A 19,623-nucleotide genomic window follows, 5' to 3' on the forward strand; every position below is an offset into this window, starting at 1 on the left:
TTACTTAATTAAAAGCTTTCCCACTCATCCACTGGCGCGGCACGTCGCGCCGTGCTGGCCAGTTGACGCGGCGCCGCTGCCGGTTCCACGGCTGCCGGCGCCTTGACGGCGGCGGGCGCGCGCGGCCCGGTTGCAAAGGTGCTGGCCGCGTCGAGCTTGAAGATGCTGACCACGGCGCTCAGGCTGGCGGCCTGCTCCTGCATCGATTCGGCCGCTGCCGCCGCCTCTTCCACCAGGGCCGCATTTTGCTGCGTCACCTGGTCCATCTGGGCGATGGCCTGGTTCACCTGCTCGATACCGGCGCTCTGCTCGCTGCTGGCGGCCGTGATCTCGCTCATGATGTCCGTCACGCGGGTGATGCTGGCAACGATGTCATCCATCGTGCGGCCCGCCTGGTCCACCAGTTTCGATCCCGCCTCGACTTTCTCGACCGAATCGCCGATGAGGACCTTGATATCCTTGGCCGCGGCGGCCGAGCGTTGCGCCAGGTTGCGCACTTCCGTGGCGACGACGGCAAAGCCGCGCCCCTGTTCGCCCGCGCGCGCCGCCTCGACGGCCGCATTCAGGGCCAGGATATTGGTTTGGAAAGCAATGCCGTCGATGACGGCGATGATGTCGACAATCTTGCGCGATGAAGCATTGATCGACGCCATCGTGCCCACCACTTCGCCGACCACCTTGCCGCCCTCGATGGCGATGCTCGACGAGGTCAGCGCCATGGTGTTGGCCTGGCGCGCATTGTCCGCATTCTGCTTCACGGTCGACGTCAGCTCTTCCATCGACGAGGCTGTTTCTTCCAGCGAACTGGCCTGCTCTTCCGTACGCGACGACAAATCCTGGTTGCCGGCGGCAATCTGGCTCGACGCCGTGGCGATGGTATCCGTGCCGCTGCGTACCTGGCCCACCAGCGTCTGCAGGCTGGCATTCATGTCTTTCAAGGCCTGCATCAACTGCCCCGTTTCGTCTTGCGATTGCACAACGATATGCGCCGTCAAATCGCCGGCCGCCACCTGGCGCGCCACGCCGACGGCCGCGATCAGCGGACGCGCCACGCTGCGCGCTCCCCACAGCGCCAGCAGCATGCCGATGACGACGATGCCTACCAGCAAGCCGATCAGGCTGGCGCGCGAGGCCGCATAGGTTGCGTCGGCGCTGGCGCTCGAGCGCACGCCGCCATCCGTATTGATCGACACCAGTTTATCGAGGACCGTCATCATGTCCGTCATGACCTGGGCCGACGGCCCCACGGCCAGCGCGCGCGCCTCTTCCTTTTTCATCTCGCGCGACAGGCTCAGCATGGTTGCGTGCAGGCGCATGAATTCATCGTTGAGCGCCAGGAAGCGCTCGAACACTTCCTTCTCGCCCGGTTCCGAAATCAGGCTGCGGTACTTGTCGCCGTCCACCTTCAGCTTGGCCTGCGTTTCCGTCATGCGCGTTTCATTCTGCGCCATGTCGGCATCCTGTGCGGCCAGCATGTGCGCCAGTTCCCAGCGGCGGAAATCGCTGACGTCGCTGCGCATGGACATGGCCGCCAGCACGCTGGGCATCCAATTATCAGACAGATCCGTCGACGCGGTATTGATGCGCGCCATGGAAAAGATCGCCGATACGCCCAGCACGGCCGTCAACAGCAGCACGGCGCCAAACGACAAGATCAGCTTGGTGGCAATTTTCAAATCAAAAAACCATTTCATGCGTTGCTTTCCTTCATAAACGGGTAAACGGGACAAGACCGCGGGACAAGACAGCCGCGCGCTGGCAAAGGCACGGCGCGCGCAGTGAGGGCAGGCTGCGGGAAAGGGAGCCGTGGTGGAGAGCAAGTGCAGCAACTCATACCGGCACAAACCAAATTTCCGCAGTGCAACATTTTATCACCGTCGCACCAGACGCAGAGTGGTTTGATCGCGGCATGCGGCCAAAGTTCGCGGATAGCGCGGCGTATTTTTGCCCAAGTGCGGCTGTTTCCACAGGGAAAAATGCAGGAACAGGCGTAGGAGTCGGATGACACGAGGCAATGTTCCTAGCCTACATAAGCGCGTCGGCTCATCCGATGCCCGTGCGCAGCCCCCGGTTCTATAGTGGATACAAGATTCAGCACAACGCTAGCAAGCCAGAAAAGCAGCGCCATCCAACAAAATCAGAAGACGAGGCCCTACCATGTACAAAGCTTATAGCAACCTGACACCAGCAACGAATACCCACGCCGCCGTCCAGCACAACTGGCAAGCCGCTCCCGCCACGCCCATGATCAGCATCACGGGCGCGCAACAGAACGAATTGCTGCGCGCCTTGTCGCGCGCCGATCTGGAGCGCCTGTTTTGCCAACTGGAATTGGTCGCTTTGCCTGCCGGCAAGCACCTGTTCGACTGTGGCGGCAAGATTGAATACACGTACTTCCCCACCAACGCCATCGTTTCCCTGCTGTATGTGATGGAAGACGGCGCCACCACCGAGATCGCCGTCATCGGCCGCGAAGGCGTGGCCGGCGTGGTGCTGTACGAAGCCGAGCGCGCCACCTGCACGGCCATCGTACAAACGGCCGGCTACGGTTACCGCCTGAAAACGGCCTTCCTGCGCGAAGTGTTCAATGAAGGCGGCGCGCTGGCGCAATTGCTGATGCGCTATACGAGCGCCATGTTTGCGCAAATGGCACAGAACGTGGTGGGCGGCCGTCATTGCAGCATCGAGCAAAAGCTGTGCCGCTGGCTGCTCGACCGCCTCGACCGTTCGCTGTCGAACGAGCTGAAGGTGACGCAAGACACCATGGCCAACATGCTGGGCGTGCGCCGCGAAAGCGTCACCGTCACGGCCCGCAAGCTGCAGGACGAAGGCTTGATCCAGTACCGCCGCGGCACGGTCGAAGTGCTCGACCGCGAAGGCCTGGAAGCGGCCGCCGGCAATTGCTACAAGGCAGCCCGCGCCGGTTTCGAACAATTCCGCAGCGGCATCAGCGCACACAATTAAGCACGACGCTGGCCAGCGGGCAGGCAAGCGGGTATCGTAGATACTCCTGACTACTCCGGAGACTGGCCATGAAACTGATCGGCATGCTCGACTCGCCTTATGTGCGCAGGGTCGCCATCTGTTTGCAACTGCAGGGAATTTCCTACGAGCACTTGCCGCTATCCGTGTTCCGCAACATGGATGCCGTGCGCGAGATCAACCCCGTCATCAAGGTGCCAACCCTGGTCCTGGACGACGGGCAAGTGCTGATGGATTCCACCTTGATCCTGCAATATCTGTCGCTGCTGCGTCCGGACACCGCCGTCCCCGCCCTCGCCGACAGCGTGCGCGCGCTGCGCCTGACGGGCCTGGCCCTGGCCGCCTATGAAAAAGCCGTGCAGATCGTCTACGAACGCAAGCTGCGTCCGCTCGACAAGCAACACGCGCCGTGGCTGGAACGGGTCAGCATGCAACTGCATGCCGCCTGGAACGCGCTGGAACAGGAATGCGCGCACCTGCCCCTGCCTGGCGAGACGGGCAATATCGACCAGGCGGGCGTGACCATCGCCGTCGGCTGGAGCTTCGCCCAGCTGGAAACGCCCGATATCGTCAAGCCCAGCGATTACCCGGCCATCCATGCCTACACGCGCTCGGCGGAAACCCTGCCCGCCTTCCTGGCCACGCCGCCAGTCTGACGCGCCGGAGGCTATTTGCCTGCGCCGCCCGGCCCGGGTACAGCGGCGGCCGGATAGAAGTGCCACCAGCCCGGCCTGACATCGTCAAACGCGTGATAGTCGGGCGCAAAGGCCGCCCGGGCAGGATCATCAAAACTGCCCACCAGCAAGGCCACCGTCGGCGCATCATCGATGGCGCCGACGGAACTGCCGCACGCGGCGCAAAATGCCCGGCTGGAATACTCGGAAGAACGGTATGTTGCCGGTGCACCGGCCGTACCCGTCCAGCGCACTTGATCGCGCGCAAACTCCACCCACGCCACCGTCGGCGCGCCCGTATGCTGCTGGCAATTGCGGCAGGAACAGCTGTGCGGATTGCTGCCCTCGCCTGTCACTTCAAAGCGCACCGCGCCACACAGACAGCCGCCTGTTTGCACCACATTCTCCATCGCTTCTCCTCGTTTGCACCGTTGCGTGCCCTGCCAGCAGATACGTACCCGGTACAATATTGCCATAATCCCCCCTGGCGCAGCCCAAAGTACGCGGCGCCGGCACTATGAAAGAATAAATGGAAGACATCAATTGCGAAGGCTTGCCGCACATCCGCGTACTGGCAGGCGAAAACACCAGCGGTCCCGTCTATGAAACCCTGCCGGCGCGCCAGATCGACGAGCACGTCTACGAACTGCTGGCCTCGCCCGGCCTGACCCTGAACCTGGCGCGCGGCGACATCGTCAACATCGCCGACCCGCTCGCCCCCGCCGAAGTACTGAAGCGCGGTGGCAACTTCTGCATCCATATCTACGACGCCGACGACGTGTCGCAAGAGGCAGTGGACCAGCTCGAGCGCGACGTGCAAAGCCAGCTGGGCGGCACCCTGGATGGCCAGTACAAGGGCAACCTCACCTTCAGCGTGCCGGGCCACCATGGCATCTACAACGTCAACGGTCCCTTTGACGCCTTCCGCGAAGCGACGGGCGTGGAATGGTACTTCGCCAATATCTACGTCAACCTCGATGACGACGATGATGAAACCTTGCTCAACTGGTGGGTGGATATGTAAGGTTGTCCGTGCACCAGGCGGAGCCATGACACATGTCAATGTTCTGTATTGCTCTGGCACACATCAAGCTGCTTGCCCGCGCCTTGCATACGCTCTCTCTATCGTCAACCACAGAGAGCAACGATATGCCCTACATTGCGCGCGCCGACTATGCGAAGCAAAAAGAAATCGTGGGAAATGGCGAGTGTGTCACGCTGGCAAGGCGCCTCACCGGCGCCCGTGCCTCTTCGCTTTGGCGCGAAGGTGACAAAGTGCCGGACCTGCTGGAACACGGCGGCATCGCGAAAGGCACGCTGATTGCCACCTTCGTCAATGGCCGCTATCAGAATCTGCGGCAGGGCAATCATGCGGCGCTGTTCATCCGCCAGGTACCTGGCGGCATAGAAATTTTCGACCAGTGGCGTCACCACAAGCCCAGCGCCCGCGTGATCTACTTTGGGCGTTCGGCGGCCGGGGCATCGAATCGTCCCGAACTCTATTCGGTAGTGGAATGAAGCTGCTCGCACTGTTGGCATTGACCATCGCTGCCGCGGCGATGCGGCCAGCTGCCGCAGTCCCCCTTTCTTGCCCGCAAGCACCTCCCTCAAGCTGGAACCTGCCGGCCAGCAAACTCGATGGCGTACGCGTGCTGTCCTATCCGTCGGATCAGCCGCCAGCAGCTGGCGAAGCCTTGCCTATCCTGGCCCCGGACAAGGAATGGACACGCAACGGCACCTTGCATCAACGCTGGGACATCAATTTTGATGCGCCCGAGTATCTGTTTCAGGTGGACTGCCTGTATGCGGGTACCGAACGCTACCTGCGCATGGCATTGCCAGGCGTCAAACAGTGCGTCGCAGCCATTGCACAGCGAACGAAAATGGTCAGGTTTCAGTGCAATTAGACAACGCGCCTGGCATTCAGCGCAGTCGATACCGCTACCGAATGAACGCATGAGTCTATCGTTCCGGTTAAACGGACTGCAGCTTGTCCTCGCCACCCGCCAGCGCCCCATGCGGCCGGCACCAGACGAACTTGCCGGTCACTGGCTGGTACAGCAAGGGACTTTCATCGGAAATGGCCAGCAAGCAAGGCCAGCATGCGGCAAGCGCGGCGGGTGTCAGCGCATAGGCGCGCTCCCGGCTGACCATGAACAGGACGGGGGCCGCCCCGGCAGCGTGAAAGTGGGAAGCGAGAAAGGCGGCCACGCGTCCCGATTGCGCCGGGTGCTCGCTGGAAACGGCATCAAACTCGGCCAGCCAGTCCGGCCCCGATACCGTTGGCTGCAGGCGGTGTCCATCGCGCAACTGCATCGGGTGCGTTTCATCGGGCTGGGCCGACACATGGCGCGCCCACAACTGCGCCGCGGCGTGGGGCGTCAGCGCTTGCACTTGCGCCCGCATCTGTGCGGGGATGGAGAAATCGGCATCGAAAAACGGCCAGTCCGCGTCAGGTTGCAGCGGCCGGCCAGCGTCGTCGTCCAAGACTCCTAGGATTGACATATCTCAAGGTAGCGGCGCAACACCTTGTCCATGCCCTGCTCGATGCACTCGACCACCAACGCGTGGCCGATCGACACTTCCAGGATGCCGGGAATGTCCAGGAAGCGCGCCAGGTTGTGCAGATCGAGATCATGCCCGGCATTCACACCCAGACCCAGCGCCTGCGCCCGCCGCGCCGCCTGCAGATAGGTATCGAATACGGCATCGCCATGCTCGCTGCCATGGCTTTCGGCAAACCGCTCCGTGTACAGCTCGACCCGCGCCGCGCCCACTTCACGCGCCCATTCCAGCGCCGGGTAGTCGGCATCGACAAACAGGCTGACGCGGATGCCCAGGTCATTCAATTCCGCAATGACGGGACGCAACAGCGCTGCGTGCTGTTCGATGTCCCAGCCGTGATCGGACGTCAATTGCCCCGGCATGTCCGGCACCAGCGTGCATTGGGCCGGGCGCGCACTTTTCACTATTTCCAGAAATTCCGCCGTCGGATACCCCTCCACATTCAGCTCGCGCCCCCGTTCCGTGCACAGGCGCTGCAATGGGGCAACATCGTCGTAGCGCGCATGGCGCTGGTCAGGGCGCGGGTGCAAAGTGATGCCGGCGGCGCCCAGGTCGAGAAAGCGCGCGGAAAACGCGAGCAGGTCCGGGAAGTTACGGCCGCGCGAATTGCGCAGCAAGGCGATTTTATTGACGTTGACGGAGAGCTGGGTCATGTGCGGGTATGGAATGAGGGTAACAGGTGTGGCAGCGATTGTAGCGGATCGCCCGCGCAGGGCACGACCAACCGAACTCAGCGCTACGTGCTACGATGCAAGATAGATTTCCACGCTTTCAACAACACGCCATGAAATACAAATTATTCCTGTTTGACCTGGACGATACCCTGCTCGACTTCCGGGCGTCCGAAAAACGCTCGTTCCTGCACACCATGCACGAACTGGGCTTGCGCGACGGCATCGACGGCTTGTTTTCCCAATACCAGGCGATCAACGTCGACCTGTGGAAACGTTTCGAAACGGGTGACGTGAGCAAGGATTTCCTGAAGGTGGAGCGCTTCCGCAAGACGTTTGCACTGAACGACATCGCCATCGACCCGGAACTGGCCAGCCGGCTGTATCTGGATTCCCTGCCGGACACGGTCGTGCTCATCGATGGCGCCAAACAAGTGTGCGAAACCTTGTCGCGTATCGGCGAAGTGGGCATCATCACCAACGGCGTCGAGTCCATCCAGAACCGCCGCATCGCCGCCTCCGGCCTGGGCGACTACATTTCCTTCGTCGCCACCTCCGAAGCGTGCGGCCACGCCAAGCCGGACGTGCGTTTCTTCGAATACGCGGCCAACATGGCGCGCGCCTTCAGCAAGGATACGACCATCATCATCGGCGACCGGCTGGACGCCGACATCCTGGGCGCCAACCGCTACGGCATCGACAGTTGCTGGTTCAACCCGGACAGCATGGCCAATACGTCGGCCGCCATCCCTACCTATGAAGTAGCCAGCCTGCAAGACATTGTCCCAGCGCTGGACGTGATGCAGATCAACTTGAAACAGGCTTGATCTTCAACAAAGGCTGCACCTGAAATACGCCGGCAGCGGCACGAAAACACGCCGCAGTTCGCGTACCATCAGGATTCGTCCATCCTGATGCCTGCCCATGCCTTCCTACACCGTCCTGCTCGCCATCGCGGCCTTGCTCCTGCTCTTTGCCATGCTGGCCGTGCGCGGAAACGCGAAGTCCCGTGCGCCGCTGCGGCTGCACAGAAAACCCGTCATGACGGCACGCGAGCAGAAGATGTACCACCTGCTGCAGACAGCCTTGCCGGAATGCACGGTGCTGGCGCAAGTGGCGTTTTCCGCGCTGGTGACGGCGAAGGGATGGGCGAACAGAAACCGTTTCGACCGCAAGGTGGCCGATTTTGTTCTGTGCAGCCAGCAACTGAACGTCATCGCCGTGATCGAGCTCGACGACAGCAGCCACAACGGCCGCGAGCGCCAGGACAGGGAGCGCGACGCCATGCTCAGGCTGGCCGGCTACGTCACCTTGCGCTATGCCAACTTCCCTACGCAGCAGGCGCTGCGCGCCGATGTCGAGCAACTGCTGCTGAAAAAAGCCAGCGTCGTATCGGTCTGATGACACCATCCAAACATCAATCGCGCGTCAGCACTTCCAGCAATTCAATCTCGAAGACCAAATTGGAGTTTGGCGGAATCAAGCCCACCTGCCGCTCGCCATACGCCAGCGCCGCCGGTACCCACAGCTTGCGCTTACCGCCCACCTGCATGCCATGCAAACCCAGAATCCAGCCCTGGATGACCTTGTTATTGCTCAACACGCAGCGAAAAGGCTCACCCCGCTTGTGCGACGAGTCAAACTCCGTGCCATCTTCCAGCCAGCCCCGGTAATGGGCCGTAATCAACGCACCGCGCGCCGCCGCCTTGCCATCGCCCACCACGATATCGTCCATCTTCACTTCAGCCGTCATCTCATTTCATCCTTGATAAATCGCAATGCCGCGATTGTACGACAGCACGAAAAAAGCCCCGGCAGTTACCCGCCGGGGCTTCAATCAATGCTGCAAATTCTGGTGGGCCTCGCGTGAGTCGAACACGGTATCAACGGATTATGAGACACATTCACTACCAAAATCAAGCGAACCGGATGAGTTATCCGCACGAAAAAAATTACCACTAAATACTACTTAATTTTGTCGTACAAAAAATTACTTGTTAATCCCAAAGCAACTGTAAGAATCATTGTACCAATAAATATATAATTTTTCTTTTGAAGACCCTTCAACGTCTCATCTCTATATTTTTCAGTTGCCTTAGACATGACCACGAAGGATGGACTTGGCTTAACGAGCTGAGTTCCAATATAAAAAATAATTGCCATCCCCAAACACAAACCAATAAAAATAGCTATCCCCGCAAATTGTTGAGAATTATTTTCATATGAATAGCCCAACAACACGTTCATTTTTTCGTGCAGCTCAGGCAACCCCAATTGATTGCCTTTTATCAAAACATCCATCTTCTCCTTTAGGATATCAGCATTTTTCTGCTTCCCCCAAGATCCGACACCAAGCATACAAAGCATAACAATTGGAAAAATCAGAGAATAGAGTGCGAAAACTTTAGTTCGCAACCATTTTTTTAGTCTATTTTCAGAAACCGCAATAGAATTAATTTCATCCAAAATTAGTCGAAACATATCATCCGCCCAGGTTCTCTCTGTATGTCGAATCTCTACATCAATAATCCCAGTAGACTCTTTACTTGCCACACCTATAAAACGCCCCAAATAATGTTCTATGTTAGGACTTGTTTCAAACCAAAAAACCAAATCCTGCTTCTCAGGAATAGTCTTCCCTGGAAACTGAATCAAAAGACTCATGCTAATCTTAACCGCTTTACAAATAATATTTTGAGTTTCCGCAAAATGCTCAAATGCAGCGAATGACGAAACAACCCTCTTAATCCCATTTTCATAATAAATATTAGCTTTAAAAGATAGAGGATCAGGGGAATTCTGTTGGCTAATACGTTGATTAATCAATGAGCAAAAGTGAATTAACCATGCATGATCAATTGAAAAAGCAGTTTGAAACTGGCGCTCCAATGTTTGTGGCTGCCCCAACAAACCAGAAATAAAATCCACTAATATTTTTTTGTCAACCGGCATAGTAATGGCATTATCCGCCGTTTCGATTCTTATTACGTCTGTCATAGGTATATTCTTTAAAGTAGTAAAAATTATAAAAATAATAAATACTATGGGAAAACTGAAACCAAAAAAAGGAACTCTCAGTGAGATACATCATCAATCCAATCACGCCGAGACGGCGGAACATACCGAGTTAATTTTAGCACCCCCACTAATCAGCACCGGAAAATTGGCAGCGTGAGCAGCCAAATGCTCCGCCGAAAAATGCGCATACTGTCTCACCATCTGAACCGACTGCCAACCACCTAGCTCCTGCAATACATGCAATGGCGTACCTTGCTGCACATGCCCACTGGCCCACGTATGCCGCAAGTCATGCCAACGAAAATCATCAATACCACAGCGCTTAAGCGCCTTATACCAAGCTGCCGTTGTAGCGGCAATTACAGGCTCACCATTGTATGTAAAAACGCGCACAGCGTGACGGCCATGCTGCAATGTAAGCACACGCATAGCATCATCATTGAGAGGCACCACAACGGATGGCAGGGTCAAGTCCGCCATTCAGACACAAGCTCAACCATAGCCACATTGAACAACGATAATGACCTGTAGCGTACTTAATTACAAACACAGAACGGCAGGCAAAGTGCGCAGCACCTCTTATGCGCCCCGTATCGTTATAAAGATGAAGTTGGTGGCAAATCCGGCTAGCATGCCCGAGTCACAAAACTATGAGGTGATTGTCTCGCGCATAAAAAAAGCCCCAGCAGTCACCCGCCGGGGCTCAATCTATTGCTGCAAATTCTGGTGGGCCTCCCGTGAGTCGAACACGGCACCAACGGATTATGAGTCCGCTGCTCTAACCAAGCATGAGCTAGAGGCCCGGGGGACTGCGGCGTGGCGGCGCTATTGAAAACCCGCCTCGCGCGGCCGTTTTGGAAACGGACACGCGAGGATAGGGGTATCAGGGGCGTACGTCAAGCCCTATTGGCTTCTAGTTGCCTTCCAAGAAGCTTTTCAGCTTGTCGGAGCGCGATGGGTGGCGCAGCTTGCGCAGCGCCTTGGCTTCGATCTGGCGGATGCGCTCGCGCGTCACGTCAAATTGCTTGCCCACTTCTTCCAGGGTGTGGTCGGTGGACATCTCGATGCCGAAACGCATGCGCAGCACTTTCGCTTCGCGTGGCGTCAGGGAGTCGAGCACGTCCTTGACCACGCCCCGCATGGACGCGTGCAGGGCCGCATCGGCCGGCGCCAGGGTGTTGTTGTCCTCGATGAAGTCGCCCAAGTGGGAATCGTCGTCGTCGCCGATCGGCGTTTCCATCGAGATCGGTTCCTTGGCGATTTTCATGATCTTGCGGATCTTGTCCTCGGGCATCTCCATCTTGATCGCCAGGGTAGCCGGATCGGGCTCCGCGCCCGTTTCCTGCAGGATTTGGCGGGAAATCCGGTTCATCTTGTTGATCGTCTCGATCATGTGCACGGGAATGCGGATCGTGCGCGCCTGGTCGGCGATCGAGCGCGTGATGGCCTGGCGAATCCACCAGGTCGCATACGTGGAGAACTTGTAGCCGCGGCGGTACTCGAACTTGTCGACGGCCTTCATCAGGCCGATATTGCCTTCCTGGATCAAATCGAGGAATTGCAGGCCGCGGTTCGTGTATTTCTTGGCAATCGAAATGACCAGGCGCAAGTTGGCCTCCGTCATTTCGCGCTTGGCCTTGCGCGCCTTCATTTCACCAGCCGCCATCTGGCGGTTGATATTGCGCAAGTCCGGCAGCGGCAACACGACCCGCGCCTGCAGGTCGATCAGGCGCTGCTGCAGTTCCTTGACGGTCGGAATGTTGCGGCCCAGGATGGCGCTGTACGCGTGTCCTGCATTGACTTCGCCATCGACCCAGTCGAGGTTGGTTTCATTGCCCGGGAAGACCTTGATGAAGTGGGCGCGCGGCATGCCGCAGCGGTTCACGGCCACGTCGAGGATCTGCTTCTCGATATGGCGCACTTCGTCGACCTGGCCGCGCAGGGTATCGCACAGCTTTTCCACCACCTTGGCCGTGAAGCGGATGCCCAGCAATTCTTGCGATATGGCTTCCTGCGCCTTGGCGTACGGTTTCGAGTTGTAGCCTTCTTTTTCGAAGGCGCGGCGCATCTTGTCGAATTGCTGAGAAATGACGGCGAATTTTTCCAGCGCCGTGCGTTTCAGGGTTTCCAGCTGTTCCGCGGAGAAACCGGCGGCGCCCGACGCGCTCGCTTCTTCTTCCTCTTCTTCTTCCTCTTCTTCCGCTTCGCCTTCTTCCTCGTCTTCCTCGACGGGAGCGGCGACGACAGGGGCGGCGGCGACCGGCTCGTTTTCATCGACGAGACCGTCGACGATTTCGTCGATCTTGATCTCTTCGTTGGCGATGCGGTCGGCGGCGGCGATGATTTCGGCGATCGTCACGGGACAGGCGGAAATGGCCTGGATCATGTCTTTCAAGCCATCTTCGATGCGTTTGGCGATCTCGATCTCGCCTTCGCGCGTCAGCAGCTCGACCGAGCCCATTTCGCGCATGTACATGCGCACGGGGTCGGTGGTGCGGCCGAAATCGGAGTCGACGGTCGACAATGCGGCCTCGGCCGCAGCTTCCGCCTCGTCATCGCTGGTGACGACGGCAACGTTATCGGACAGCAACAACGTTTCCGCATCGGGCGCGTGCTCGTAGACGGCGATACCCATGTCATTGAAGGTACCGATGATGCCTTCGATGGCCTCCGGATCGACTATGTTTTCGGGCAAGTGATCGTTGATTTCCGCGTACGTGAGGAAACCGCGTTCCTTGCCGAACTTGATCAGGGTCTTGAGTTTCTGGCGCCGGCGCTCGAGTTCTTCCTCGCTCGCTTCCGTATCGGACGAGAACGCGTCCTTCAGCAGCGCGCGCTCTTTCGCCTTGCGGTCCTTGGCCTTGGCCTTGTCGACGGCCTTCAGTTCGGCCCGCTCGACGGCGTTCAGGGCGGCGACTTCATCATTTTCTGGCTGGAATTCTTTTGGCTTGCGGCCGCGGCGGCCTGGCACTTTTACCGACGGCAAGACATAACCGGACGTATCGATGGCTGCCAGGGTGGCAGCGTCGGTGGTCTGGCTGACCACGGGCGCGCTGGTAACGCGCGCTTCTGGCCGGTCGAGCGCCTTTTCGGCTTTCGTGGTAACTTTAGTGGGCTTTGCAGCCGCTTTGGATTCGGGTTTCTTGATTGGCACAGGCGCTTTCGATTACACAACGACTTGCTTTACGGTGGATTAGGATAAAGTTTGCTGCCAGTTCCCTGTCTACCTGCGGGAACCACCATCTTCGAACCTGCCGACTACGCAAATTCGACACTGTTACGTTACTTACACCTCATCGGCCACGATCCGCGGGAAGCGCAGCAATTCCTGTCCACCGGCTGTTGCCAGCCGCCTCGGCAAAAATTCCTGCATCGACCGCGTTGGGAGCGAGAGCCTGGCGCGGCTTGCCAGCGTCTGCGAGCCTTGCCCGCAACGCCGAAAACGCCAGTTGGCCCTGGCTGCCGACACGATCCACCGCGCCGATCAAGAGCCTAACTTACTGAAAACAAATACTATTTACGAAACAGAACTAGCTTGCCAAAGCACACAATACTTAGCATTTAATTATAGCACGCGAAAAATGTTTTTCCAGTGCGCGCCATACCCTCAAGGCAAGGTTAGCGATTCACCAACTCGGCATCGCGCTCGCGCTCCAGCGCCCCCTGCTCCTGCATGATTTCGCGGTAGCGTACACCAATTTTCTCGGATGGCAAACCCGACGCAAACAATTGCTGCAATTCCGCCTTCAAGGCATTCAATTTGATCTCGCGTATGGTGCTCACCAGCCACGACAATTCACTGTCGTAATCGGATTCCGTACCGGCCGCGATCTCGCCGATGATCTCATCGTACTCGCTGCCCAGCTCCTTCAACTGCTGCGCCAGCGCGGCAAAACTGCCGTGCTCGCCCAGCGCCTGGCCCACGGCCACCAGTTGCCCCAGGCTGTGCGCCGCATCCGGCCCCAGGTGCTGGAAGGCGGCCAGGGCGGCCTCGTCGATGCGCATGGTCAGCGGCGGATGCGCCACCAGCATGCGCATGATCTTTAATTCCAGGCCGACAGGCACGGGGCGGCCCGATTTCGGCGGCGCGCGGTGCGCCACGGCAACGGGTTTCGCCAGCTCGAACAGGGCTTCGATCTCGGCCGGCGTGGACTGCGTCAGCTGCGCCAGTCCCCGCACGATCTGCAGGCGCAGGGACGACGGTGCCATCAGCTGCAGCAGCGGCTTGGCGTCGAACTGCACGCGGGCGCGCCCTTCCGGCTCCGACAGATCATGCTCGCCCGACACTTCTTTCAGCAAAAACTGCGACAGCGGCATGGCTTCATGCACTTGCTGCTCGAAACCTTCGGCGCCGAATTCGCGGATGTAGCTGTCCGGATCGTGTTCCGACGGCAAGAACAAGAATTTGATGGTTTTATTGTCCGACACGTGGGCCAGGCTCGCTTCCAGCGCGCGGCGCGCGGCGCGGCGGCCGGCCTTGTCGCCGTCGAAGCTGAAAATCACGTTATCCGTCTGGCGCAGCAGTTTTTGCACGTGGGTGGGCGTGCACGCCGTGCCCAGGGTGGCCACCGCTTGCGGGAAACCCATTTGCGCCAAGGCAACGACGTCCATATAGCCTTCCGTCACCAGCACATAGCCGGCGTCGCGGATGGCCTGACGCGCCTCGAACAAGCCATACAGTTCGAAACCCTTGGAAAACAAGGGGGTTTCCGGCGAGTTCAGGTATTTCGGTTCGCCATGGTCGAGCACGCGGCCGCCAAAGGCGATGACTTGCCCCTTGGTATTGCGAATCGGAAACATGATGCGTTCGCGGAAACGGTCGTAACGCTTGCGATTGTTGCCCTCTTCATCGACCTTGTCGATCACGAGACCGGCCTCGGCCAGTGCCACCACGTCGTAGTCGGGGAAGACGGAGCGCAGGTTGTCCCAGCCGCCGGGCGCGAAGCCCATGCCGAAGCGAGCGGCCACTTCGCCCGTCAAGCCCCGGTTCTTGAGGTAGGCGATGGCTTCCGGTGCGTGGCGCAATTGCCCGCGATAATAATCGCACGCCTGCGTCATGGCGTCGGACAGGGCCAGGCTCTGCGCCTGGATCTGCGCGCGCTGGGCTGGCGGAATTTTATCGTCCGCTTCCGGCACGACCATGCCAACGTTCTGCGCCAGGTCCTTGACGGCGTCGACAAAGCCCATGCCCGAGTACTCGATCAGGAAGCCGATCGAGGTGCCATGCGCACCACAGCCGAAGCAGTGATAGAACTGCTTGGTGGGGCTGACGGTAAAGCTGGGCGATTTTTCACTGTGGAACGGGCACAAGCCCATGAAATTGGCGCCACCTTTTTTCAGTTGCACATAGCGCCCCACGACATCGACGATATCGACGCGGTTGAGCAAATCGGAAATGAAGGATTGAGGTATCACTGGCTAGGGCGGGTCTTGTTATAGGTCAGACTATACTACCGCACGCGGCCTGAGGTTGAGCCAGGTCAACGTGTGGGCTGTTAACAGGCTGCCAGCGCGACGGCTGGCAGCCTTTGCTACTATTGTATGCTTACGCTGCCGGCGTCAAGGCTTTCTTGACCAGGGCGGACACCACCGTCATGTCGGCGCGGCCAGCCAGCTTCGGCTTGACGATAGCCATGACCTTGCCCATGTCTTGCGGACCGGCGGCGCCCGAGGCGGCCACGGCGGCAGCCACTTCAGCCGCCACTTCTTCTTCCGACAGGCCGGCAGGCATGTAGCCGATCAGGTGCACCAGTTCGGCTTTTTCAATGTCGGCCAGGTCGGCACGGCCACCGGCTTCGAACTGGGTGATCGAATCCTTGCGCTGCTTGATCATCTTTTCCACGATGGCCGTCACGTGGGCATCCGTCAATTCGATGCGCTCGTCGACTTCCTTGCGCTTGATTTCCGCCAGCAACAGGCGAATCGTGCCCAGCTTGCCCGCTTCCTTGGCGCGCATGGCGTTTTTCATGTCTTCGGTAATTTGTTCTTTCAAGCTCATGGCAATCCTCGTGTTGGTAAGTGGGGTTCGATGCTGATCTGTGCACTCCAAGCAGGCAGCCACAAAAGCGAAAACCCGCTGCGGCGAACCGGAGCGGGTATGCGACTCATCTGAAGTATCACTCCAGGCGAATCAAAACAAAACCCGTGGCGAACAATGCGCCGAACTACCCGGGTTGGTTCTGACTGAACAGTCTTAGAATAATTTTTTCGGCAGTTGTTGGCTGCGGATGCGTTTGTAATGACGCTTGACAGCAGCTGCCAGCTTGCGCTTGCGCTCAGCTGTTGGCTTTTCGTAGAATTCGCGTGCGCGCAATTCGGTCAGCAGACCCGTTTTTTCGATGGTGCGTTTGAAGCGACGCATTGCGACTTCGAACGGCTCGTTTTCTTTAAGGCGAATAGTGGTCATGTAAAATTCAAACCGTTGAGGTGGTGTATAGGAAGAGATAGATAGTAGCAGCTTTTATTCGGAAAGGGAAGCCCCTCCCCCACTTGCGTGCGGCATGCAGCCTGCGGTCGCTGCCGGAATGTGGCGTAAACCACGCACCGGGGTCGGCGCACCGGGCGCCAGAACCCCATCCTACAGACTTGCTTACTGCAAGGCAATACCTGCCGCCACGCCGGAAGCCCAGGCCCACTGGAAGTTGTAACCGCCCAGCCAGCCCGTCACATCGACCGATTCACCGATGAAATACAGGCCCGGCACCTTATTCGCCATCATGGTCTGCTGCGACAATTCCCGCGTGTCGATGCCGCCACGCGTCACTTCCGCCTTGCGGTAGCCTTCGGAGCCGTTCGGCACGATGGACCAGGCATTGATGGCCTGGCCCAGCTTGCGCAGCTGCGCGTCGGGCATGTCGGCGATGCGCGCATCCGGCGCCAGGCCGTTGACGGCCAACAAGCAGTCCGCCAGGCGCTGCGGCAGCCATTGCGCGACGATATTGCCCAGTTGCTTCTTCAAGGTGCCCTTGCCTTCGATCAAGGTCTGCGCCACGTCCACTTCCGGCAACAGGTTGACGACGATGGGCTCGCCCGGCAGCCAGTAGCTGGAAATCTGCAAAATCGCCGGGCCCGACAAGCCGCGATGCGTGAACAGCAAATCTTCGCGGAAACGCGCGCCCGTGGCCTTGCGGCCTTTCAGGCTGCCCGTTTCCACATCCACTTCCAGCGCGATGCCGGACAATTCCGCGAACGGCGCCCAGCTGGCCGGGTCGAACGTCAGCGGCACCAGGGCCGGACGGGGCTCGACCATCATCAAATCGAATTGCTTGGCGATGCGGTAGGCGAAATCCGTGGCGCCGATCTTCGGGATCGACAGGCCGCCCGTGGCGATGACGATGCTGGCCGTCTCGATGTCGCCGCTGTCCGTCTGCAGCACGAAGCCGCCATCTTCTTGCTGGACAACATTGTCGATCTTGCACGGCATGCGCCAATGCACGCCTCCAGCGGCGCACTCGTCCTTGAGCATGTCGATGATCTGTTCGGCCGATTCATTGCAGAATTGCTGGCCCTTGTGCTTTTCGTGGTAGCCGATCCGGTATTTTTTCACCAGCGCGAGGAAATCCTGCGGCGTGTAGCGCGACAGGGCGCTCTTGCAGAAATGTGGGTTTTCCGAGAGGAAATTTTGTGGCGTGGCGTTAATATTGGTGAAATTACACCGCCCGCCACCCGAGATGCGGATCTTTTCGGCCAGCTTGGCCGCGTGATCGATCAACACCACGCGCTTGCCTTGCTGGGCGGCAACAGCCGCACACATCATGCCGGCCGCGCCCGCGCCGATCACTGCCACATCAAATTGTTTTGCCATAAGAATTCCGGTCACCGCTGATTACAAAGACGCCATTGTAAACTGCGGCGGCGCGGCTAGCGCGGCCGTGCTGCAATCTGCCGCGATGCCATCAGGCATTGCTCCACCTGCTCGGCGATCGATGGCGGCACGGGCACCTCGCCGCGCAGCACGGCGGCGATCCAGGCAGCCGTGGTGACTGCATCGCGCTCGGCCGGCAAGTGCGGCAACTCTTCCACCAGCAACTGTTTTTCCACCAGCACCGTGCGTTCGCTCCCGTGAAACCAGTCGATCTGCTGCGCCTTGTTGGCGTTGGCCACTGTTTCGCCTTCCGTGCCGCGCATCAGGAAAGCGTCGCCGCGCGCAGGATCTGATGCAGTCAGGAAATATTCACCGAGCATTTCCAGGTATTCTGGGTGCGTGTACGACACCAGGCGCAGGGCGGGACCGGCGAACGGCTGCATGATTTTCACCAGGGTGTGCGTGGAATTGCGCACGCCCAGCACGCGCCGCAGGGACAGCATGTGTGCCAGACGCGGCGCCAACGCGGCGATGGGCAGGAAGGCGGCTTCCCCGCGCGCCATGGCGGCCTCGGCCTGCGCATGGTCGGGCGAGGCGGGCACGCCCAGCGCGGCCAGCACTTCGGCCGTCGTGATGCGGCCCGGGTCGCTCGTCACGCCATGCACGAGCACGGGCGCCCCCGCGCGCGCCAGCAGCAGCGCCAGCAGGGCCGTCAGGTTGGCCATCTTGCGGGCGCCGTTGTAGCTGGGAATGATGATGGGCGCGAATTCGCCGGCCGGCGCGGCCAGCGGGACGAATGACGCTTCGGCCGCGTCGAGGAAGCCGGCGATCTCGTCCACGGATTCGCCTTTGATGCGCATCGACAACAAAATGCCGCCCAATTCCAGGTCCGACACGCGGCCCTCGAGCATGGCGCGGTACAGGGCGCGGGCGTCATCGCGCGTCATGCTGCGCGCGCCGTTCTTGCCGCGTCCTATTTCCTTGATGAAACGTGCTGCGGGGAATGGCTCGCCGGCCACATCGGTATGGGGGATGGAAACAGTCGTCATGGCGCCAGTTTACACGGATTCTCCCCCTTGCAGACGGGCTGGAAGCCGCCATGGACGCCAATGCAACAGTCTTTCAAGCTATTTCTTGGATGGAACTGCATCCAAACGCACCACCGCTGCGTATAAGACTGCACAGGAGGACTCATCATGGAACACGCAAGCAAACAGGAAACGGCCTTCGTCGGCATCGAAACGAGCAAGCTGCTGCTGAAAGCCGTGCTGCTCTCGGGCGGCGAAGTGCTGTGCAAGGTGCTGGAAAACGACGTGGCCGGCTACCGCTGGCTGCGCAGCTGGCTGCAAAGGAACGACGTGTCCGTCATGGGCTTGCGCGTCTGCATGCGCGTGAACGAGCCGCACAGCGAAGCGGCCGCCAGCGCGCTGGCCGGCATGGGCATGCTGGTCTGCGATGCCGAGCCCGGCCGGCTGGAAGCGTATGCGCGCGGCTGCGGCTTGCCCGGCGGCGCGGTGCGCGGCGCCGTGGTGCTGGCCAAGTATTGCGCGGCGGCACGCCCTGTCCCCTGGACGCCGCCTTCGCCCGCCTACGTGGAGCTGCGCCAGTGGCTGCGCCGCCTGCAAGCCGTGCGGCAGCTGCGCCAGCAGGAAATGGCGCGCCTGGAAACCCATTTCCATGCGGGCCAGATTGCGCTGCATCAATTGCTGCGCCAGCAGATCGCCTGCCTCGATACGCAGATACGCCAGCACGAAAGCGCCATTCTTGCGCATGTGCGGCGCCATCCCGGCCTGTCCCGGCCGCCCGAGCTGGCCGGCAATTACCCGCGCATCGCCCGCTACAGCGTTGGCGCCAGCCTGGCCGGCGGCCATTAAGCGCCCAGAAGCAAGGGGCCGGCGGCGTGCCGGCC

General features: G+C 59.7%; 20 protein-coding genes, 1 tRNA gene and 1 pseudogene. 8 read left to right on the top strand and 14 right to left on the bottom strand.

The window, feature by feature from the left end; translation table 11 throughout:
* Window positions 1-8: 8 nt before the first annotated feature.
* Window positions 9-1,694, bottom strand: a complete 1,686-nt coding sequence (locus tag O0881_RS11800) for a methyl-accepting chemotaxis protein (RefSeq protein ID WP_289911378.1) — start codon at window positions 1,692-1,694, stop codon at window positions 9-11.
* Window positions 1,695-2,244: 550 nt separating this feature from the next.
* On the opposite strand from O0881_RS11800, the gene O0881_RS11805 reads away from it, so the two are divergent.
* Both O0881_RS11805 and O0881_RS11810 read left to right on the top strand, forming a co-directional pair.
* On the top strand, window positions 2,245-2,964 hold the full coding sequence (locus O0881_RS11805) for a Crp/Fnr family transcriptional regulator (protein ID WP_035828139.1): 720 nt from the start codon (window positions 2,245-2,247) through the stop codon (window positions 2,962-2,964).
* Window positions 2,965-3,032: 68 nt separating this feature from the next.
* Window positions 3,033-3,638, top strand: a complete 606-nt coding sequence (locus tag O0881_RS11810) for a glutathione S-transferase (RefSeq protein WP_289911379.1) — start codon at window positions 3,033-3,035, stop codon at window positions 3,636-3,638.
* Window positions 3,639-3,649: 11 nt separating this feature from the next.
* On the opposite strand, the gene O0881_RS11815 is transcribed toward O0881_RS11810, so the two are convergent.
* The gene (locus tag O0881_RS11815) at window positions 3,650-4,066 is read right to left on the bottom strand and encodes a GFA family protein (protein WP_289911380.1); all 417 of its coding nucleotides are present in this window, start codon (window positions 4,064-4,066) and stop codon (window positions 3,650-3,652) included.
* Window positions 4,067-4,185: 119 nt separating this feature from the next.
* Between O0881_RS11815 and O0881_RS11820 the strand changes: the two genes are divergently transcribed.
* From O0881_RS11820 to O0881_RS11830, 3 genes are read left to right on the top strand one after another with little or no spacing between them, the layout of a single operon-like run.
* On the top strand, window positions 4,186-4,680 hold the full coding sequence (locus O0881_RS11820) for a DUF4265 domain-containing protein (protein ID WP_099666653.1): 495 nt from the start codon (window positions 4,186-4,188) through the stop codon (window positions 4,678-4,680).
* Window positions 4,681-4,712: 32 nt separating this feature from the next.
* A complete protein-coding gene (locus tag O0881_RS11825) occupies window positions 4,713-5,174 on the top strand; it encodes a BPSL0067 family protein (protein ID WP_251351724.1) in 462 nt (153 codons plus the stop codon).
* Complete coding sequence (locus tag O0881_RS11830) at window positions 5,171-5,563, top strand: STY0301 family protein (RefSeq protein WP_251351725.1); 393 nt, start codon at window positions 5,171-5,173, stop codon at window positions 5,561-5,563. The genes O0881_RS11825 and O0881_RS11830 overlap by 4 nt, the downstream gene beginning before the upstream one ends.
* 67 nt (window positions 5,564-5,630) lie before the next feature.
* Here the strand turns inward: O0881_RS11830 and O0881_RS11835 are convergent, their stop codons facing one another.
* Both O0881_RS11835 and O0881_RS11840 read right to left on the bottom strand, forming a co-directional pair.
* Entirely contained in the window at window positions 5,631-6,143 is a 513-nt protein-coding gene (locus tag O0881_RS11835; RefSeq protein ID WP_289911381.1) for a DUF2947 family protein, read from the bottom strand.
* Window positions 6,144-6,148: 5 nt separating this feature from the next.
* A complete protein-coding gene (locus O0881_RS11840) occupies window positions 6,149-6,874 on the bottom strand; it encodes a pyridoxine 5'-phosphate synthase (protein WP_289911382.1) in 726 nt (241 codons plus the stop codon).
* Window positions 6,875-7,005: 131 nt separating this feature from the next.
* On the opposite strand from O0881_RS11840, the gene O0881_RS11845 reads away from it, so the two are divergent.
* Window positions 7,006-7,719: a YjjG family noncanonical pyrimidine nucleotidase gene (locus O0881_RS11845; protein ID WP_289911383.1), complete on the top strand. Its 714-nt coding sequence runs from the start codon at window positions 7,006-7,008 to the stop codon at window positions 7,717-7,719.
* 97 nt (window positions 7,720-7,816) lie between these two features.
* Entirely contained in the window at window positions 7,817-8,293 is a 477-nt protein-coding gene (locus O0881_RS11850) for a DUF2726 domain-containing protein (protein ID WP_289911384.1), read from the top strand.
* A gap of 16 nt (window positions 8,294-8,309) precedes the next feature.
* Here the strand turns inward: O0881_RS11850 and O0881_RS11855 are convergent, their stop codons facing one another.
* The 10 genes and pseudogenes from O0881_RS11855 to ybiB form a co-directional block, all read right to left on the bottom strand.
* Window positions 8,310-8,645 (bottom strand): FKBP-type peptidyl-prolyl cis-trans isomerase, encoded by a 336-nt coding sequence (locus O0881_RS11855; RefSeq protein ID WP_099666646.1) that lies wholly within the window; start codon window positions 8,643-8,645, stop codon window positions 8,310-8,312.
* 212 nt (window positions 8,646-8,857) lie between these two features.
* Complete coding sequence (locus O0881_RS11860; RefSeq protein WP_289911385.1) at window positions 8,858-9,889, bottom strand: hypothetical protein; 1,032 nt, start codon at window positions 9,887-9,889, stop codon at window positions 8,858-8,860.
* A 102-nt stretch (window positions 9,890-9,991) separates the two neighbouring features.
* Window positions 9,992-10,369: pseudogene (locus O0881_RS11865) on the bottom strand (tyrosine-type recombinase/integrase); the annotation flags it as partial.
* A 265-nt stretch (window positions 10,370-10,634) separates the two neighbouring features.
* Window positions 10,635-10,713, bottom strand: a tRNA-Ile gene (locus O0881_RS11870).
* 110 nt (window positions 10,714-10,823) lie between these two features.
* Window positions 10,824-13,064 (bottom strand): RNA polymerase sigma factor RpoD, encoded by a 2,241-nt coding sequence (rpoD, locus tag O0881_RS11875; RefSeq protein ID WP_099666644.1) that lies wholly within the window; start codon window positions 13,062-13,064, stop codon window positions 10,824-10,826.
* Between the two features lie 464 nt (window positions 13,065-13,528).
* A complete protein-coding gene (dnaG, locus tag O0881_RS11880) occupies window positions 13,529-15,325 on the bottom strand; it encodes a DNA primase (protein ID WP_099666643.1) in 1,797 nt (598 codons plus the stop codon).
* A 130-nt stretch (window positions 15,326-15,455) separates the two neighbouring features.
* Window positions 15,456-15,908, bottom strand: coding sequence for a GatB/YqeY domain-containing protein (locus O0881_RS11885; protein WP_076567823.1), 453 nt, complete (start codon window positions 15,906-15,908; stop codon window positions 15,456-15,458).
* Between the two features lie 195 nt (window positions 15,909-16,103).
* Window positions 16,104-16,316, bottom strand: a complete 213-nt coding sequence (gene rpsU, locus O0881_RS11890) for a 30S ribosomal protein S21 (protein ID WP_008451879.1) — start codon at window positions 16,314-16,316, stop codon at window positions 16,104-16,106.
* A 183-nt stretch (window positions 16,317-16,499) separates the two neighbouring features.
* Complete coding sequence (locus tag O0881_RS11895) at window positions 16,500-17,714, bottom strand: NAD(P)/FAD-dependent oxidoreductase (RefSeq protein WP_289898840.1); 1,215 nt, start codon at window positions 17,712-17,714, stop codon at window positions 16,500-16,502.
* 56 nt (window positions 17,715-17,770) lie between these two features.
* Window positions 17,771-18,763, bottom strand: a complete 993-nt coding sequence (gene ybiB / locus O0881_RS11900; RefSeq protein WP_289911386.1) for a DNA-binding protein YbiB — start codon at window positions 18,761-18,763, stop codon at window positions 17,771-17,773.
* A gap of 147 nt (window positions 18,764-18,910) precedes the next feature.
* Here ybiB and O0881_RS11905 point away from each other — a divergent pair, with 147 nt between their 5' ends.
* Window positions 18,911-19,588: a hypothetical protein gene (locus tag O0881_RS11905; RefSeq protein WP_099666640.1), complete on the top strand. Its 678-nt coding sequence runs from the start codon at window positions 18,911-18,913 to the stop codon at window positions 19,586-19,588.
* Window positions 19,589-19,623 lie beyond the last annotated feature (35 nt).

The sequence above is a fragment of the Janthinobacterium sp. SUN100 genome, assembly GCF_030397705.1.
Classification (GTDB): Bacteria; Pseudomonadota; Gammaproteobacteria; order Burkholderiales; family Burkholderiaceae_D; genus Janthinobacterium; species Janthinobacterium kumbetense.

Coding starts and splice junctions, on each gene's coding strand:
- O0881_RS11825 (WP_251351724.1), top strand. CDS start 4,713: ATGTCAATGTTCTGTATTGCTCTGGCACACATCAAGCTGCTTGCCCGC.
- O0881_RS11860 (WP_289911385.1), bottom strand. CDS start 9,889: ATGACAGACGTAATAAGAATCGAAACGGCGGATAATGCCATTACTATG.
- O0881_RS11895 (WP_289898840.1), bottom strand. CDS start 17,714: ATGGCAAAACAATTTGATGTGGCAGTGATCGGCGCGGGCGCGGCCGGC.
- O0881_RS11850 (WP_289911384.1), top strand. CDS start 7,817: ATGCCTTCCTACACCGTCCTGCTCGCCATCGCGGCCTTGCTCCTGCTC.
- O0881_RS11855 (WP_099666646.1), bottom strand. CDS start 8,645: ATGACGGCTGAAGTGAAGATGGACGATATCGTGGTGGGCGATGGCAAG.
- O0881_RS11845 (WP_289911383.1), top strand. CDS start 7,006: ATGAAATACAAATTATTCCTGTTTGACCTGGACGATACCCTGCTCGAC.
- O0881_RS11830 (WP_251351725.1), top strand. CDS start 5,171: ATGAAGCTGCTCGCACTGTTGGCATTGACCATCGCTGCCGCGGCGATG.
- O0881_RS11815 (WP_289911380.1), bottom strand. CDS start 4,066: ATGGAGAATGTGGTGCAAACAGGCGGCTGTCTGTGTGGCGCGGTGCGC.
- O0881_RS11905 (WP_099666640.1), top strand. CDS start 18,911: ATGGAACACGCAAGCAAACAGGAAACGGCCTTCGTCGGCATCGAAACG.
- rpsU (WP_008451879.1), bottom strand. CDS start 16,316: ATGACCACTATTCGCCTTAAAGAAAACGAGCCGTTCGAAGTCGCAATG.
- O0881_RS11810 (WP_289911379.1), top strand. CDS start 3,033: ATGAAACTGATCGGCATGCTCGACTCGCCTTATGTGCGCAGGGTCGCC.
- O0881_RS11885 (WP_076567823.1), bottom strand. CDS start 15,908: ATGAGCTTGAAAGAACAAATTACCGAAGACATGAAAAACGCCATGCGC.
- O0881_RS11800 (WP_289911378.1), bottom strand. CDS start 1,694: ATGAAATGGTTTTTTGATTTGAAAATTGCCACCAAGCTGATCTTGTCG.
- ybiB (WP_289911386.1), bottom strand. CDS start 18,763: ATGACGACTGTTTCCATCCCCCATACCGATGTGGCCGGCGAGCCATTC.
- O0881_RS11840 (WP_289911382.1), bottom strand. CDS start 6,874: ATGACCCAGCTCTCCGTCAACGTCAATAAAATCGCCTTGCTGCGCAAT.
- O0881_RS11820 (WP_099666653.1), top strand. CDS start 4,186: ATGGAAGACATCAATTGCGAAGGCTTGCCGCACATCCGCGTACTGGCA.
- O0881_RS11805 (WP_035828139.1), top strand. CDS start 2,245: ATGATCAGCATCACGGGCGCGCAACAGAACGAATTGCTGCGCGCCTTG.